At 72.6% G+C, this 17,988-nt stretch carries 6 protein-coding genes; 4 read left to right on the plus strand and 2 right to left on the minus strand.

The window, feature by feature from the left end:
- On the minus strand, window positions 1–9,790 hold a 9,790-nt coding region (locus VF697_RS43310; protein ID WP_331104642.1), incomplete at its 3' end, for a non-ribosomal peptide synthetase/type I polyketide synthase.
- Complete coding sequence (locus tag VF697_RS43315) at window positions 9,780–15,137, minus strand: amino acid adenylation domain-containing protein (protein ID WP_331104644.1); 5,358 nt, start codon at window positions 15,135–15,137, stop codon at window positions 9,780–9,782. The genes VF697_RS43310 and VF697_RS43315, both read right to left, overlap by 11 nt.
- A gap of 275 nt (window positions 15,138–15,412) precedes the next feature.
- Between VF697_RS43315 and VF697_RS43320 the strand changes: the two genes are divergently transcribed.
- The 4 genes from VF697_RS43320 to VF697_RS43335 form a co-directional block, all read left to right on the plus strand.
- Entirely contained in the window at window positions 15,413–15,946 is a 534-nt protein-coding gene (locus VF697_RS43320; RefSeq protein WP_331104646.1) for a hypothetical protein, read from the plus strand.
- Entirely contained in the window at window positions 15,943–16,956 is a 1,014-nt protein-coding gene (locus tag VF697_RS43325) for a M28 family peptidase (RefSeq protein ID WP_331104648.1), read from the plus strand. Before VF697_RS43320 ends, VF697_RS43325 begins: the two co-directional genes overlap by 4 nt.
- Window positions 16,953–17,480 carry a hypothetical protein gene (locus VF697_RS43330; RefSeq protein WP_331104650.1) on the plus strand — a complete coding sequence of 176 codons (528 nt, stop codon included), beginning with the start codon at window positions 16,953–16,955 and terminating at the stop codon, window positions 17,478–17,480. Before VF697_RS43325 ends, VF697_RS43330 begins: the two co-directional genes overlap by 4 nt.
- A 4-nt stretch (window positions 17,481–17,484) precedes the next feature.
- Window positions 17,485–17,988: aldo/keto reductase (locus VF697_RS43335; RefSeq protein WP_331104652.1), on the plus strand; the 504-nt coding region annotated here is incomplete at its 3' end.

The raw sequence follows: 17,988 nt of genomic DNA on the forward strand, positions 1-17,988 counted from the left end.
CGCCCACGCGCTCCACGCCGAGCACCTCACACCAGACGCGCGCGAGGCGCTCCTCCAGCTCGGTCCGCGGTGCGACATAGGCCTCGTGGCGCACGGAGGCCTGTCTCTCGGGCATGGGGAGCGCCGCGACATTCACCTTGCCGCTCCGCGCGCGCGGCACGCTCTCCAGCTCCACGAAGGCGAACGGCACCATGTACTCGGGAAGCCGCTCGCGCAGGAAGTCGCGCAGCACCTCCGCGCCCGGCCCCGGCCGCTGGTGGAGCACGACATAGCCGATGAGCCGCGTCACGCCCCGCTCGTCCGCGCGCGCGAGCACCACGCCCTCGCGGATGGCCGGGTGCTTCGCCAGCACGGACTCGATCTCCCCCGTCTCGACGCGGAAGCCCCGCACCTTCACCTGGCCGTCCCGGCGCCCGAGGAACTCGATCTCCCCATCCCTCCTCCAGCGGCACCGATCTCCCGTGCGGTACATCCGCGCGCCGGGCGTGGCGTCGAACGGATCCGCGAGGAAGCGCTCGGCCGTCAGCTCCGGCCGTCCGATGTAGCCACGCGCGACCCCCGCACCACCCACGAACAGCTCGCCGGGGACTCCCGGAGGAACGGGCTGCAGGTGCTCATCCAGGATGTAGGCCCGGTAGCCGGCGATGGGCCGGCCAATGGGCACGGGACCGGCCTCCGCCGGATCCGCCCGGTGCAGGGTGCACCAGATGGAGACCTCCGTGGGACCGTACTCATTGAAGAAGGAGGCGGAGGGGGCCGCCTCCTGGTGGGCACGCACCAGCTCCCTCGGGCAGACCTCGCCGCCGATGAAGACGGAGCGCAGGCTGCCGAGACTCCCCGCGGGCGCGGCCTCGAGGAGGCGCGCATAGGGCGAGGGCACGCCGAAGAGGTATTCGATCCGGTGCCGGGCGATGGCCGCGGCCAGCACGCGTGGATCCTCCCACCCCTGCTCGGCCCCGTAGTGCAACGTGCCGCCGTGGAAGAGGGCCCAGAACAGATCCCTGTACGAGGCATCGAACGTGAACGGCGAGAGCGTGACGCAACGGCCCGGGGGACCATAGGCCTCGAAGCGGGCCCGGGTGGCGCATGCCAGGTGGCGATGCTCGACCACCACGCCCTTGGGCCGCCCGGTCGAGCCCGAGGTGAAGAGGACGTAGGCCGCGTGATGCGGCGCCGGCTGGATGCCAGGGGATGCCGTCGGCTCGGACGCGGCCTGCTCCAAGCAGACGACGGCCCGTGCACCTCCCTCGAGGAGCGGCCCCCGCAGGGACTCGCGGGTGAGCACCACCCGGGCGTCCGCGTCGTCGAGCATGAGGCGGAGCCGCTCCCGGGGATGGGAGAGATCCAACGAGAGCCAGGCGCCGCCCGCCGCGAGCGTCCCCAGCATGGCGGCCACCGCGTCCAGCGGGCGCTCCAGCGCCAGCGCCACCACGGACTCGGAGCCCACGCCGGAGCGGCGCAGCAGGTGCGCGATCCGGTGGGCTCGGATTTCCAGTTCCCGGAAGGTCACGGCCTCCGTGTCATCCACCAGGGCGATTCCGTCCGGCGTCCGGGCGACCTGGGCCGAGAAGAGGGCCGTCAGGCTCTCGGGGCTCGCGCTGTGGGGGGCAGGGTTCCACTCCACCAGGAGCTTGCGGCGCTCCGCCTCCGACACCAGGGGGAGCGAGGAGAGCCGCCGCTCCGGCGCCGCGCTGAGGCCTTCCAGCAGGAGCACGAAGTGTGAGGCGAGCTGGCTCGCCGTCTCCGGGAGGAAGAGATCGGTGTTGTATTCGAGCCCGGCCCACAGCCCCTCGGGCGTCTCGCGCAGCTCCAGCGAGAGCTCCATCTTCGCGGAGCCGGTGTGCAGGTCCATGCCACTGAGCGTGAGGCCCGCGAGCCGCACCGTGGGCATGGGGGTGTTGTGGAGCACGAGCATCGTCTGGAAGACGGGCGAGTGGCTCGGGTCCCGCGAGACACGCAAGGCGTCCACCAGCTTCTCGAAGGGGGCTTCCTGATGGGCGAACGCGCCGAGCGCCGTGCGGCGGACCCGGCCGAGCAGCTCCAGGAAGGTGGGCGCCCCGGAGACGTCGGCTCGCAGGGGGAGCGAGTTGACGAAGCAACCCACCAGGGGCTCCACCTCGGGCCGGTTGCGGCCCGCCAGGGCGGTGCCCACCGCGAAGTCCTCTTGCCCGCTGTAGCGCGACAGCAGCGCCTGCCAGGCGGCCATGAGGACCATGAAGAGCGTGGCCCCCTCGCGGCGGGAGAGCGCCACCAGTGCCTCGGACACAGGCCGGGAGATGGAGAAGAAGTGTCGCGCGCCCCGGTACGTCTGCACCGCCGGCCGGGGGCGATCCACGGGGAGCTGCAGGACAGGGAGGTCCGCCAGCGTCTCCTTCCACCAGGACAGCTCCGTCTGGAGCGCGGGTCCCCGCAGCCACTCCGCCTGCCAGACGGCGTAGTCCGCGTACTGCACGGACAGCTCCGGCAGCGATGGCTTGGAGCCGGAGACATGGGCGGCATAGAGGACCGCCAGCTCCTGGAGCAGCACGCCCGCGGACCAGCCATCGGAAACGATGTGGTGCACGTTGACGAGCAGGATGTGCTCGGTCTCCTCCAAGCGCAGCAACGTCGTGCGGATGAGCGGACCTTGCGCGAGCTGGAAGGGCTTGCTCGCGTTCGCGAGCAACCACCGGGCCCGTTCCTCGTCCCGCGCGCCCGTGTCCTCCAACCGGGTCACCTCCAGCGGTACGGCGAGGGACGGGGCGATGCGCTGGACGGGACCGGAGTCCTCCAGGGCGAAGGTGGTCCGCAACGCCTCGTGGCGACGCACCACCTCATTGAGGGCCCACTCCAGCGCGTCGACGTCCAACACTCCGCTCAAGCGCAGCGCGGACGGGTTGTTGTAGGCCACGTTCCCCGGCTCGAGCTGATCCAGGTACCACAGCCGCTGCTGGGCGAAGCTGAGGGGCAGCGCCCTGTCGCGCGGCACGCGGGTGACGGCCGTCGGCCCCTCGGGACGACGCGCCACCTCCGGGCGAGCCACCTCGGGGCGCGGAGCCTGGACGGGTGCCGGACGGCGAACCGCCGGAGCGCTCGCGAGCAGCTCCACGGCACCATCGGCCCTGAGCCGGGCACGCTGTCCCAGGGTGAGCAGCCCCTGCCTCGGGGCCTCCGGCTCCTTCCAGAAGCCCCGAGGGACGCCACCGCCTCCGAGGGCGAGCACCCCGGAGACCCCTACGGGAACGGGCCGCCCCCGGGAGTCCAGCACATGAACCTGGACGTGAGCGGGAGGCAGGAAGACGGGAGTTCCCACCTCCTCCGCGCGCACCGGCAACCACGCCGCCGGCCCGAGCGCCTCCTCACGGCGCAGCACCTCCACACCGGCCGCGCGAGCGAGCGAGGCGGCCAGCTCCGGAGCCGCGCCCTCGACGAACAGGCGGCGCACGGAACGAAGCTCCTCGGAAACACGGGGCAGCGCGGCGAGCGCGCGAGCCAGGGACGGCGTGCAGTGCAGGTGCGTGACACCCGCCTCGCGCACGAGCGCGAGCAGCGCCTCCGCCTCGGCGCCGCTCTCCCGCGGGGCGGAAGACACGGCCCCGGTCCCCTCCGGCTGCGAGCGCCGCCGCAGGGTGTCCAGGTGCTGGAGGCTGTTCATCGTCGCCTCCGTGCTGGCACCGAAGTCCACCAGACAGGCCACCTCGTCCACGTCCAGCCGACGCACGCGCTCGACGATGGGCTCACAGGACTCGGGCGTCCCGAAGAGGCCGCCGGCCTCCAGGTAGCGCTCGAAGCCGTGCTCCAGCAGCGTGTCCATGTCCCGGGGCGTGAGCGTCTTCACGTCCACCTTCAGGCCCTGGCTGGCCGCGAAGCCGCTGAAGATGTCCACCGAGCTGCGGAAGTACTTGAGCAGCGGCTCGCGCACGGCGCGGCGCACCTCGGCCGCATCCGCCCCGAGGAAGGCGTGCATCATCAGGCTCACCTGACCGCGACCCGGGCCATGGCCGTGCCGCCGCCACGCCTCGCGGTAGATCGCCACCTTCTCGGCGAGGGAGTCGAGGTCCTGGCCCATCAGGTTGGTGAGCACGTTGGCACCCAGCTCTCCCGCGAGCCGGAACGTCTCCGGACTGCCCGCGGCCGTGAGCCAGAAGGGCAGCTCGGCCTGCACCGGGCGCGGGCGGATGGCGATCTCCACCTCCTGTCCCTCGCCGTTGCGCCGGCGCACCGTGCCGCCCCGCCACAGGTGGCGCACGGTCTCGATGCCGCGGAGCATGATCTCCTTGCGGCGCGCGTAGTTGTCCGGAGCGAAGACGAAGTCGTTGGCGTGCCACCCCGAGGCGAACGACACCCCCACCCGGCCTCCGGAGAGGTTGTCGATCATCGCCCACTCCTCGGCCACCTGGAGGGGGTCGTGCAGGGGGATGACCACGCTGCCGGCGCGGATGCCGATGTGCTCGGTGAGGGTGGCGATGCCCGCGCCGGTGATGGCGGGGCTCGGGTAGAGGCCACCGAAGGAGTGGAAGTGGCGCTCGGGCGTCCAGACGGCCGAGAAGCCGTGCGAGTCGGCGAAGCGAGCCCCGTCCAGCAGGAGCTGGTACTTGCGCCGGCCGAGCCCGTCCTCGTCGTTGGCGAAGTACGAGAGGCCGAAGGCCAGCGGGCGGCGGGGCGCGGCCTCGCGGCCCGTCACCACGAACCGGGCGCTGGCGGGCTCACGCGGCAGGACGACGCGCAGGCCCCGGCACAGGGCCCACAGCACTTCCAAGCCGCTCCCCTGCCCCGCGGGCTCCTCGGCCCACAGCCACGCGCCACCCGGCGCACCGCCCTGGTCGAGCATGTGGAACAGGTGGGCCACGGTGAGGGGCGTGTGAATCGCCCGTCGCGGAGTCCCCTCGGAGCCGGCGAGCGCCTCGAGGCAGACCATGGTGTCGGCCCCCACCGGAGCGGCGTGGTGCTCGAAGGCGGGCATCGCCTCCAAGGGCGCGTCCACGTACAGCACCCGCGAGGCGTCCAGCGAGACGCTGGTGCGCAGCCGCGAGTCCGTGAGCAGCAGCGGCGCCGGTGCGCCCTCGGGCGCGAGCGAGGCCAACTCCCGCAGCCGCGTCGGAGGCACGAGCACCCAGGCGCCACCGGCCGCCAGCACGGCCCACTGGGCCACGAGGCGCTCGGGGGACGGCTCCAGGCACACGGCCACGAGCTGCTCGGGCCCCACGCCCTTGCGCACGAGCGCTCCGGCCAGGTGCCGGGCCCGCTCGCGCAACGCACCCCAGGAGAGACTCCTCTCCCCGGCGACGACGGCGAGCGCGTCCGGGGCTCGCGAGGCCTGGGCCTCCAGCAGGGCCGCGAGCGAGACGACCTCGGCGCGCGGAGACGGGGTCGCGAGGGCCACCCGCTGCCGCTCCGCCTCGGTCATCAGGGACAGCTCGGAGAGGCGCAGGCCGGGGTCCGCCACGGCGGAGTCGAGGATCGCCTCGAAGTGGCCGATCATCCGCTCGATGGTGGCCGGATCGAACAGCTCGGTGGCGTACTCCATGTCGCCGGTGAAGCCGCGCTCGTTCTCTCCGAGGGAGATGCAGAGGTTGGAGAGCAGGGAGCCGAACTGGGAGGGCGCGCCCGGCACTTCCACGTGCTCCAGGCGGAGCCCGGGCAGCTCCAGGTGCGAGGCGAAGCCGGCATGGAGGACGAACAGCGCGTCGAAGAGCCGCGAGCTGTCGGGGTCCTTCTTGGGCTCCAGCTCGCGCACGAGGTGCTCATAGGGGACGTCCGGGTTCGCGTAGGCGCCCAGCGTGGTGTCGCGCACGCGGTCGAGCAGCTCGCGGAAGGTGGGGTCCCCGAAGAGGTCCGTGCGCAGCGGGACGGCGTGGGCCACGTAGCCGACCAGTGGCTCCAGCTCGCCCCGGGAGCGGTTGCCAATGGGCGTGCCCACGACGATGTCCTCCTGGCCGGCGTAGCGGGCCAGCATCGCCTTGTAGCCGGCGAGGAGGATCATGAAGGAGGTGAAGCCCTCGCGCTGACCGAGCGCCTGGATGGCGTCGGAGAGCCGGCGGGACAGGCCGAAGAGGCGGCGTGCGCCGACGAGCCCGCGCGAGGCACCGCGCGGACGATCCGTGGGAAGCGCGAGCGGGCCCGGAGGAGCGGCCATCCGCTCGCGCCACCAGGCCTCCTGAGCCGAGAATGCGCCCGACGCCAGCGCCTGCCGCTGCCACGCCGCGAAGTCCAGGTACTGCACGGGGAGCGCGGGGAGCGGTGAGGGGCGGCCCTGGAGGAACGCCTCGTAATTCACCGCCAGCTCCCGGGCGATCGCCACCATGGACAGGGTGTCCGAGACGACGTGGTGCACGGTGACGAGCAGCAGGTGCGAGTCCGGAGCGAGGCGCACCAGGGTGGAGCGGAGAACGGGGCCCTGCTCCAGCGAGAAGGGCCGAGCGGCCTCCTCACGAGCGAGCCGCAGCCCCTCCGCCTCGCGCTCCTCGCGGGAGCCCTCCAGGACGATGAGGGGGAGCGGCGACTTCAGCTCGGAGTGGATGCGGGGCACGAACCGGCCATCCACGGCCGCATAGGTGATGCGGAGGGCCTCATGGCGGCGGACGACCTCGGCGAGGCTCCGCTCCAGCACGGCCACGTCCAGCGTGCCCGTCAGTCGGAGGACCATGGGCATGTGGAGCGCGGGGTTGCCGGGAACGAAGCGCTCCAGCGCGCACACCCGCTCCTGCACGAAGGAGAGCGGCAGCACGCCCTCGCGCGCAACGGGCACGAGGCGAGGCACCGGGACGCCACTGCCCGAGGGCCCCACTTCCTTCAGGCGGGCCTCGATGCGCGCGGCGATGCCCGCCACGGTGGGGGCCTCGAAGAGGTCGCTCAGGGGGAGCTGCACCGGGAAGGACTCACGCAGGCGCGTGAGCATCTGCGCCGCCATCAGCGAGTTGCCGCCCAGCTCCAGGAAGTTGTCCTGGATGCCGATGTCCTCGATGCCGAGCCGCTCGCGCCAGATGGCCATCACCTGCCGCTCGACGTCGGTGCGGGGAGCCTCCTTGCCGGCCGCAGCCTGCGCCGGTGCCTTGGCGGTAACGGGAGCCGGCGCCTTGGCTGGAGCGGGAACCGGCGCTGGCGCGTTGACCGGAGCGGGATCGCTCACGTCCATCCAGCGAGGCTCGAGCCGGCAGAGCTGGCGCTCGAAGGGATAGGTGGGCAGAGGCAGACGCTGGCGCTGCTCGTGGGCGTAGAAGCGCTCCCAGCGCACCTCCAGGCCGGCCTGCCACAGCGTGCCGAGCGCCTCCAGCAGCGTGCCGTGATCGGACGCCGAGGAGCCCGCGCGAGGCAGCGAGGGCACCACCCGCACGGGCCCGGTGCCCCGCAGGTGCATCTTCGTCAGCGTGGTGAGCGCCTGATCCGGCCCCACCTCGATGTAGATGCCGTAGCCCTCCTTCTGGAGGGTGTCGAGCCCCGCGGCGAAGCGCACGGGCTGGCGCATCTGCCGGGCCCAGTAGGAGGGATCCGTGGCCTCCTCGGCGCGGATCCACGTCCCGGTGAGGCTGGAGACATACGGGCGCTGGGGAGCGGAGAGCCGCAGCCCGGCGACGGTGCGCTGGAGCTCCTCACGCAGGGGCTCCACCGCCGCCGAGTGGAAGGCCTGGCGCGCGGGCAGCCGCAGCGAGCCCACACCCTTGCGCGCGAGCTCCTGCTCCAGCCGCTCCACCTCGTCCACGGGCCCGGAGACAACACAGCGGTCGGCACCGTTGATCGAGGCCAGCGACAGCGCGCCGGTGAGCAGCGGCTGGAGCTCGGCCTCGGAGCAGCCCGCGGCGGTCATGGCCCCGGGAGGCATGCGCGCCATGAGCTGGCCCCGCACCACCACGAGCGCCAGCGCGTCCTCGAGCGGCAGCACACCGGCGAGGCACGCGGCCACGTACTCGCCATAGCTGTGCCCGAACATGGCCTGGGGCTCGAAACCCCAGTCCATCCACAACCGGGCGAGCGAATACTCCACGGTGAAGAGCAGAGGCAGGGCGTAGCGGGGATCCGCGAGCGCCTCACGGGCCTCGGCCTCCTGAGCGGGAGTCGGGTACAGCAGCGGGTGCAACGGCCTCCCCAGCTTGGGGGTGAGCTGCGCGAGGCAGGCGTCCACGTGCTCCCGGAAGACGGGCTCGGCCGCGTACAGCTCGCGCGCCATGCCTACCGACTGCGCGCCCTGCCCGGGGAAGAGGAAGACCACGCGCTGCTCGCGGGCCGCCTCCAGGCTGGCGAGGGCGTGCGCCGGGGGAGGCGCCTTCAGCCGGGCGAGCAGCCCGGGGCCATCCGCCACGACGAGCGAGCGCCGGTGCTCGAAGGCCTTGCGCCCCACGTTGCGAGTAAAGGCGAGGTCCGCCAGGTCCACGCCCGGGTGGGCCTCCAGGTGCGCGGCGAGCTCCTGCGTCAGGGCCTCCAGGGCGGAGGCGGTGCGGGCGGAGAGCGTGACGAGCTGGCGGGGCCGGCTGCTGGGGCGGCTCGCGGTGGGCGGGGCCTCGCCGAGGATGGCGTGCGCGTTGGTGCCGCCGATGCCGAAGGAGCTGACGCCCGCGAGCCGGGGCTTCTCACCGCGCGTCCACTCCCGGCGCTCGGAGGCGACGAAGAAGGGACTGCCGGCGAAGTCGATGGCGGGGTTGGGGCGCTCGAAGTGGAGGCTGGGGGGAATCTCCTCGTGGTAGAGCGCCAGGGTGGCTTTGAGCAGCCCGGCGATGCCCGCCGCGGTGTCCAGGTGGCCGATGTTGGTCTTCACCGAGCCGAGCGCGCAGAAGCCGCGCGCGTCCGTATCGCGGCGGAAGGCGCGCGTCAGCGCGGACACCTCTATCGGGTCCCCGAGCGGCGTGCCGGTGCCGTGGGCCTCCACGTAGCCGAGCTCCTCCGCCCCGACGCCCGCGTAGGCCAGGGCCTCGGAGATGGCCTCGGCCTGTCCCTCGACGCTGGGCGCGGTGTAGCCGATCTTCTGGTGGCCGTCGTTGTTGATGGCCGAGCCCTTGATGACGGCATAGACGTGATCGCCGTCCCGCAGCGCGTCCGCGAGCGGCTTGAGGACGACCACGCCGACGCCGTTGCCACTCACCGTGCCCTTGGCGCGCGAGTCGAAGGCGCGGCAGTGCCCGTCGGGCGAGAAGATCATCCCCTCCTGGTAGAGGTAGCCGGTGCGCTGAGGGAGCGAGAGGCGGACCGCGCCGGCCAGGGCGATGTCGGACTGGCGCAGCAGGAGGCTCTGGCAGGCCATGTGGACGGAGACGAGGCCCGTGGAGCACGCGGTGTAGAGGGCCAGGCTCTCGCCGCGCAGCCGGAGCTTGAAGGAGACCTTGGTGGCGACGTTCTCCGCGGTGGTGGTGCCGAGCGCCTCGAAGAGGGCGGCCGGCTCCTTCTTCACATGGCCGAGCAGGGAGAGCACGTGCCCGGACTGGCCGGCGCCCGCGTAGAGGGAGATCTTCCCGGGGAAGCGCTCGGGGTCATACGCCGCGTCCTCGAGCGCGGCCCAGGCGCACTCCAGGAAGACGCGCTGCTGGGGATCCATCCACATCGCCTCGCGGGGGGCGATGTCGAAGAAGTCGTGATCGAAGAGGTCCGCGCCGTCGAGCACGCCGCCCGCGCGCACGAAGTCCTTGTGCGAGCGCAGCGCCTCCGGGACGAGCGGAGACGGCTCCAGCTCCTCGGCGCCGAAGCGGGAGATGGACTCGACGCCGTCGCGCAGATTGCGCCAGAAGGCGTGGACGTCACCGGCACCGGGGAAGCGCCCGGCCATGCCGATGATCGCGATGTCGTTTCCGGTGCCCTCGAGCTGCTCCTGCTGATCATCCGCCATTGCCACGGCCCCCTCGGGTGTTGCGGCGCTGGAGGGCCTGTCGGCGAGCCTCCGCGCGATCCTGGTGGTTGCTGCTGCGTGTCTCGGGACTCACCGCCGGGTCCAACCGCTTCGCGAGCGCGAGGACCGTGGGGTGTTCGAAGAAGTAGACGACGGGAACGTCCCGCTTCAGCTCGTCGCGCAGCAGGGCGCAGGCCCTGACGACGGTGAGCGAGCTGCCGCCGAGGTCATCGAAGAAATGATCATGGAGGCCCACGGCCTCACGCCCGAGCGCCTGGGCCCAGCAGCGCGCGATGGACACCTCCAGCGGGCTGCGCGGTGGGACGAAGGAGGCGGAGCGCGCGTCGGCGGTCGGCTCGGGAGGAGGAAGGGCGCGCCCGTCCACCTTGCCACTGGAGGACAGGGGCAGCGCCTCCAGGTGGACGAAGGCCGAGGGCACCATCGGCTCGGGCAGACGCTGGCGCAACCGTGCGCGCAGCTCCCGCGTCTCGCGCGGCGTCTCCGCTCCGGGCACCACGTAGGCCACCAGCCGCGACTCGCCCGAGAGGCTCTTCCACGCCCTCACATGGGCCTGCTTCGCGCCGGCCAGTTCCCGCAGCGCGGATTCGACCTCTCCCGGCTCCACCCGCACGCCGTTCACCTTCACCTGCGCGTCCGCGCGGCCCACGTAGTCGAGCCGCCCGTCCGCCTTCCACCGCACCACGTCCCCCGTGCGGTACAGCCGCTCGCCGCCCTCCTGGCTGAAGGGGTTCGGCACGAAGCGCTCCGCGGTGAGATCCGGCCTTCCCGCGTAGCCCCGCGCCAACCCCGGGCCGCCCAGGTACAGCTCTCCCGCCACGCCTGGGGGAACGGGCCGCAGCTCCCCGTCCAGCACGTACGCCTGCACGTTGGCCAGCGGCCCGCCGATGGAAGGCCGACCCTCCCCGACCACGCACTCCGCCCACGAGACGCACACCGACGTCTCCGTGGGCCCGTACCCGTTGACGAAGCGCCGTCCCCTCCCCCACTTCTCCACCAGCTCCTGCGGGCAGGCCTCGCCCACGGACTTCACCACCCGCAGGTGCTCCAGGCCCTCCTCCGGCAGCAGCGCCAGCACGGACGGCGGCAGCGTCACCATCGTCACCGCGCCCTCCACCAGCGCCCGCCGCAGCTCCTCGCCCAGTGGCACGCGTCCACCCTCGGGCACGCACAGCGTTCCACCCACGGACATCGCCAGCAGGTACTCCCAGATGGAGGCGTCGAAGCCCAGCGACGAGAGCTGCAGCAGCCGGCACTCCGCTCCGACGCCGAACGCCCGCATCTTCGCGTACGCCAGATCGCACAGGCCCGCATGCGTCACCTCGACGCCCTTGGGCCTGCCGGTGCTGCCCGAGGTGTAGAGGACATACGCCGCGTTGGCGGCCCGCACGCCGCTCTCCAGCGGACCCTCGTCCTCCGCCGTCAGCTCCTCCAGCCGCACCACCCGCGCGCCCTCCGGCGGGCCGCACCGGTCCTCCAGCGCGCCCACCGTCACCACCGCCCTCACGCGCGCGTCCTGGGCCATCCACTCCAGGCGCTCGCGCGGCTGCACCGCCTCCAGCGGCACGTACACGCCCCCCGCGAGCTGCACGCCCCAGAAGGCCACCACCGCCTCCACGCTCTTCTCCAGCAACACCCCCACCCGAACCTCCGGGCCCACGCCCTCGCGCCGCAGCCGGTGCGCGAGCCGCCTCGCCCGCGCCTCCAGCTCCCGGTAGCTCAGCCGCTGCCCGCCCCCCTCCAGTGCCACCGCCTCGGGCCGGATCGCCGCCTGGTCCTCCAGCAGCCGCCCCAGCCCCTCCACCGGCACCTCCACGCGCGGACCCCGGCTCCACTCCTCCAGCACCCGGGTGCGCTCCTCCCCCGCGAGCAGCTCCACCTCCTCCACGCGCCGCTCCGGCTCCGCCACCACCGCCGCCAGCAGCGTCTCGAAGTGCCTCGCCATGCGCGCGGCCGTGGGGGCGTCGAAGAGGTCCGTGCAGTACTCCAGCGAGCCGCTCAGCGCGCCTTCCGCCTCCGCCAGCATCAACGTGAGATCGAACGCCGAGCTGCGGTGCACGAGCGGCAGGGACTCGAGCTCCAGCGAGCCCAGGCTCAGGCGTGCACCCGCCTCGCCCAGCGCGAAGGCGGCGAGCGCCTCACCCATTCCGGGCAGGTGACTGCTCTGGAGCACGAACATCGCCTGGAAGAGAGGCGCCCGCCCCGGCTCCCGCGTGGGCTGGAGCTGCTCGACGAGCCGGGCGAAGGGCAACTCCTGATGGTCGAGCGCCTCCAGCACGGTGCTCCGGACCTGGGAGATGAGGGCGCGGAAGGTGGTGCTGGAGGACAAGGAGGCGCGCATCGCCACGGGGTTGACGAGGTAGCCCACGAGCCGCGCCACCTCGGGTCGGCCACGGCCAGCGGTGGGCGAGCCCACGAGGAAGTCGTCCTGGCCCGTGTAGCGGCGGAGGAAGGCGAAGAACGCCGCCAGCAGCACCATATAAGGAGTGGCGCCCTGCTCTCGCGCGAGCGCGTGGAGCCGCGTGGTGGTCTCGGCCCCCACCCGGAACGCGAGCGAGGCGCCGCGGAAGGACTGGACGCGGGGCCGGGGACGGTCCGTGGGCAGCTCCAGCACGGGCAACCCGCCACCGAGCCGGCTCCCCCAGAAGGCCCGCAGCTCCTGGCCCAGGGGACTCGCGAGCCGCGCCGAGAGCGCCTGGGCGGCCTCCATGGGATGCAGGGCAAGCGCGGGCAGCACGGCGGGAATCCCCCCCGACTCCGCCGTGTAGAGCGCACCCAGCTCCTCCACCATCACCCCCAGCGACCAGAAGTCGGTGATGAGGTGGTGCAGCGCGAGCAGCAGCACGTGCGCGTCCGGGCCCCGGGAGAGGAGCAGGACGCGCATCAGCGGCCCGTTCACGAGGTCGAAGGGCTGGTGGGCCTCGACGTCGAGCCGTGCGCGCAGGTCGGCCTCACTCCAGCCGGTGGCATCCTCCACCCGAAGCACGGGCCCCGAGGGCTCCACGAGCCGCTGGACGGGAACGCCCTGCTCCTCGGGGAACACCGCGCGCAGGGACGGGTGGCGAGCCACGAGCGTCTGGAAGGCGCGCTCCAGCGCGGCGACATCGAGGCGGGAGTGGATCCGCACCGCGCGCACCACGTGGTACGCCGTGCTCTCCGGAGCCATGCGCTGCAGGAACCACAGCGCGCGCTGACCATCCGAGAGCGGCAGGGGCCCCGTCAGCGCCATGGGCGCGAGCGGCGCGGGGGCCTCCAGCGCGGGGCGCTCCACGAGGCGGGCGGCCAGCTCGCGCAGGGTGGGCCCCTGCAGGAGACAGGTGATCGGCAGCTTGACCCCGAGCGCCGTCTCGAGCCCGCCCTGCACCTCCAGCGAGCGCAGCGAGTCGAGCCCGTACCGCGTGAGGGGCACGTCCGGGTTCAGCTCGCCGGCCGGAACCCCGAGCGCCCGGGACAGGCGAGTGGAGAGCCACGGCAGCAGCACCTCCGGGCCAGCCCCCACGGGAGGAGCGGACTCCGCCGTCACGACCGCGCCCGTGGGCTCGGCCTCGGTGGCGGCGGTGCCCTCGCGCCAGGAGCCCACCTCCTCCAGGGAGCCGTCGAGGAACGCGGCGCGGCAGGCATGGCGTTGGATCTTCCCGCTCGACGTCTTCGGAATGCTCCCGGGCACGAGCAACACCACCGCATGCACACCCAGCTCATGCTGCTCGGCCACCGCTTGGCGGATGCGGGCGAGGGCCTCGCGGGCGCGCTCCTCCGGCTCCCCCCCGGAGCGGGCGGCGAACTCCTGGACGACGACCAGACGCTCCTCGCCCTCCACCTCCACGGAGAAGGCCGCGCCACAACCGGGCCGCAGGCCCACGTCGCACTGCTCCACCGAGCGCTCGATGTCCTGCGGGTAGTGATTGCGCCCGCGGATGATGAGGAGGTCCTTGCTGCGCCCGGTGACGAACAGCTCACCGCCGTCGAGCACGCCGAGATCGCCGGTGCGCAGGTACGCGCCCTCGCCGGAGCCCGACAGCCGCGCCTGGAAGGTGCGGGCGGTCTCCTCGGGCCGCTCCCAGTAGCCCCGGGCCACGCTGGCGCCGCGGACCCAGATCTCCCCGACGCGGCCGGGCGCGCACGGAGCACCCGTCTGGGGATCGACAACGCGCACCTCCTGGTCTCCCAGGGAGCGGCCGCAGCCGATCATCGGCACGCCCTCGGACCAGTTCTCCGGGGTCCGAGCCTCTCCCCGCAGCAGCGCCTCGCGCGCGAAGCGGCGCACCACGGGCGGCTCGGCCCTGCGCCCACCGCTGACGATCAGCGAACCCTCGGCGAGCCCGTAGCACGGGTAGAAGGCCTCGCGCCGGAAGCCGGCGGGGGCGAAGGCCTCGGCGAAGCGCTCCAGCGTCTCCTCGCGGATGGGCTCGGCGCCACAGAAGGCCACCTCCCAGCTCCGCAGATCCAACGCGGCGCGCTGCTCGGGGGTCGTCTTCCGGACGCACAGCTCGTAGGCGAAGTTGGGGCCGCCGCTGACGGTGCCGCCGTGCCGGGAGACGGCCTCCAACCAGCGCAGGGGACGCTGGAGGAAGAAGAGCGGCGACATCAGCACGGTGGGGATGTCGCGGTAGAGGGGCTGGAGGATGCCGCCGATGAGCCCCATGTCGTGGTACGGGGGCAACCAGATGACGCCCACGGGCTGGGGCGACGCATCGAACCCGAGCGCGATGAGCCCCGAGTTGTGCAGCAGGTTGCGGTGGCTGAGCATCACGCCCTTGGGCGTGCCGGTGGAGCCAGAGGTGTACTGGAGGAAGGCCAGGTCCTCCGAGGACAGGCTCGGAGCGGACCAGGCGCCGGCGGTGCCGGGCTCGAGCGCATCCGTGGCCAACCAGCGCAGGGCGCGGAGATCCGGAGCCTCCTCGGTGAGGAACCCGACCATGTCCAGCACGGGGGAAGTCGTCAGCGCCGCGGTGGCACGGCAGTCCGCCACCAGCGCCTGGAGCCGGGGCAGCGTGCGCCCGAGGCGGGTCGGATCGGGCGGATACGCGGGGACGGCGATCACCCCGGCGTAGAGGCACCCGAGGAAACCCAGGACGTACTCACGACCCGGCGGGTAGAGGAGCAGGGCCCGGTCGCCGGGAGCGAGGTGCCGCTGGAGCAGGGCCGCGACGGCACGCGCGCCCTCGTCCAGCTCGCGGTAGGTGAGGTGGGTCTCCCCTTCCTCGTCGAGGAAGGTGAAGACGCGCGCCTCGGGCTGACTCCAGGCCCGCTGCTGGAGCACGTCCACGAAGGTGGCGCCGTCAGGAAGAGTGACGGCATACGCGGGATTGTCTCGCGACAGCAGCAGCATTGGACCTCACGAGCGGGGCTCGGAGGGCACAGCTGGATGACGCGTCACGTCGACCACACGACCGCCAGGGGCCGGGCAATTCCGACACGAACGAAACCCATCATGCCCCCTGTTTCGGTCGTCACCTTAAACGGCACGTCTCTTGGGATCCAAGGGGCCATGGGCACGCCGGTAGGGCTCCAGGCGAGGAGCCTTTTCACTGGGAGAGAACCCGCCCTGCTGGAATAATGAGGAGCGCCCCTCGGGTATGGAACGCGGGCTAGAGTCGGGCGCCCATGCGCCACTGGTTGATACTCGCCGCCGCGCTCCTCCCGGGGATGGCCGCGGCCTCGGGACATGAGCTGTCCCTCGGAGGCACCCTGCTCTCGACGAGCGGGCTCTCCCTCGCACTGCCATCCCGCCCTGGCCTCGAGGCCGCCTATGCGTACGAGTTTGACGCATGGCGTCTCGGCGGCGGGGTGCGCTGGAGTCCCACCGAGCGCGGCAATCCACCGCTGGAGGTCTACGCCCGCGCCCAGCTCACCGCGAACCTGGGTGTCTGGCGTCCCGCGGTGGGCCCGGAGTTCGGCCTCAGTGGGTTGTCCGTCGTGGCCCCGGCCCGTTACGGCATGCCTGGCGACTACGCCGCCAGCAGGGCCGAGAAGTTCGGGCCCGCCTACGTGGCCATCCACGCCGCGCCCCTGCGCTTCGCCTTCCGCCGCGTCACGGTGAGCGCCCTGGAGGTCCACTGGGGAACCGAGCTCCTTCCCCGGCCCGGCTCCATGCTGCGCATTCAACTGGGCCTGGCTCGCCTGGGGGTGATGCTGTGAGAGCCCTGTTCGCCGCCCTCCTCCTGCTCGCCGCGGGCTCCTGTGCCCAGCGGTCCCCTGTCGACGAGGCCGCCGTCACCCGTGGGGGGGACTTCGCCTCGGGCGTGGAGAAGTCGCGCCTGGTGTCGGACGTGGACGCTCTGGTGGCCGCCCACCGCGCGGACACCCCGCTCGACTGCGCCTCGTTGTTCGAGGTGGATCAGATCGACACGGAGCGCCATCCGGTATGCCACCTCACCCGCGACAAGGCCCGCCAGCTCGTGCGAGAGCGCTTCGAGGCGCTCGGCTACACCGTCACCCTGAATGAGACGGAGGATCCGCGCTTTCCCACCGCCAATGTCATCGCCGAGCTGCGCGGCACCGAGCGCCCCGACGAGGTGGTGGTGGTGGGCGCCCACTACGACGCCTTCCATGCGGGGGCGGACGACAACAGCTCGGGCGTGGCGGCGATGCTGGAGATGGCGCGGCTGGCCGCGGGCAAGCGCTTCGCGCGCACGGTGCGCTTCGTGGGCTTCGACCTGGAGGAGCTGGGCGTCGTGGGCAGCACGCGCTACGTGCGGTTGCACGCCGAGGAGAAGGTGATTGCCTCGATCGTCTTCGACTGCATCGGCTACCGGGATGCGCGCCCCGGAGCCCAGCAGGGCCTGCCCGGCTTCCCCATGCCTGACACGGGCGACTTCCTCGCCGCCATCGCCAACGAGCAGTCGCGTCCCCGGCTGGAGGAGCTGTACGCGCTGAGCGGCAAGCTGGGCTTCGTCCCCGTTCGAGGCGCGCTGGCGCCGATCGACGGCTCCGGCCCCTTCGCGGGCAACCTCATGCGCAGTGACCACGCGCCCTTCTGGCTGGCCGGGCACAGCGCGCTCTTCCTCACCGACACCGCCAACTTCCGCAACCCCCACTACCACCGCGACACCGACGTGCCCGCCACGTTGGATCCGGACTTCCTCGCGGGCGTCACCCGGCTGTCGGCCGCCGGGCTCGCTCTCTGGGCGGAGGGCCCCCTGCCATGACTCCGACGACGCTTCTCCTGCTCTCCGCGTTGGCCACCTCGCCGGAGCCAACCGAGGAGGCCGTGCCCCCGCGGCACCAGTTCGCGGTGTATGCCCGCTCGGGGGCAACGCTCTACCTGTCTCCGGCGCGCACCCACGGAGGCGTGGGAGGTGGCATCGGCCTGCGCGACACGGTGGACGGACGGTGGCTGCTCCAGGTGGACGCGAATGGCCTGACGGGCCTGGGCTCGGCGCTCGAAGTGCGCGTGGGCGCGGGCGTGCAGCGCCAGGGGTGGTGGACTCCCGCCGCGTGGGTGAGCCTCACGGGCCTCTTCGGGGACAGACTGGACTTCCTCACCCCCGAGCACCCCCTGCCCGTCGCGGGGCCGTCGCTGGGGCTCGGGCTGACGCTGGCGCCCGCGCGCTTCTCCCTGGGGCGCGCGCAGGTGTCCCTGCTGGAGCTGGGCGTGGGCGTGGGCACGGATCGACCCGGGCTCGGCCTGCTCTATGGCCTCACCCTGCTCGAGGTGGGTGTGGCACTCTGAAGGGATGAACTACGCCAACCTGGGCCACACCGGCCTGAAGGTGTCTCGGATCTGCCTGGGGTGCATGAGCTACGGCACCCCGACGTGGCGCCCGTGGGTGCTGGACGAGGAGGCCTCGCAGGCCTTCTTCCGCCGGGCGGTGGAGGCCGGCATCAACTTCTTCGACACGGCGAACATGTACTCGCTGGGCGTGAGCGAGGAAGTGACGGGCCGGGCCCTGCGCAAGTACGCGCGGCTGGAGGAGGTGGTGATCGCCACCAAGGTCTACTTCCCCATGACGGATGGGCCCAACATGGGCGGCCTGTCGCGCAAGAACGTGGTGCAGGCCTGCGAGGCGAGCCTGAAGCGGCTCGGGGTGGAGACGATCGACCTGTACCAGATCCACCGGATGGATCCGGAGACGCCGCTGGAGGAGACGCTGGCCGCGTTGGATCAGCTCGTGAGGCAGGGAAAGGTCCGCTACATCGGCGCGAGCTCGTCGGCCGCGTGGAAGTTCGCCAAGGCGCTG

The sequence above is a fragment of the Archangium sp. genome (assembly GCF_036388035.1).
In the GTDB taxonomy this organism is placed as follows: domain Bacteria; phylum Myxococcota; class Myxococcia; order Myxococcales; family Myxococcaceae; genus Archangium.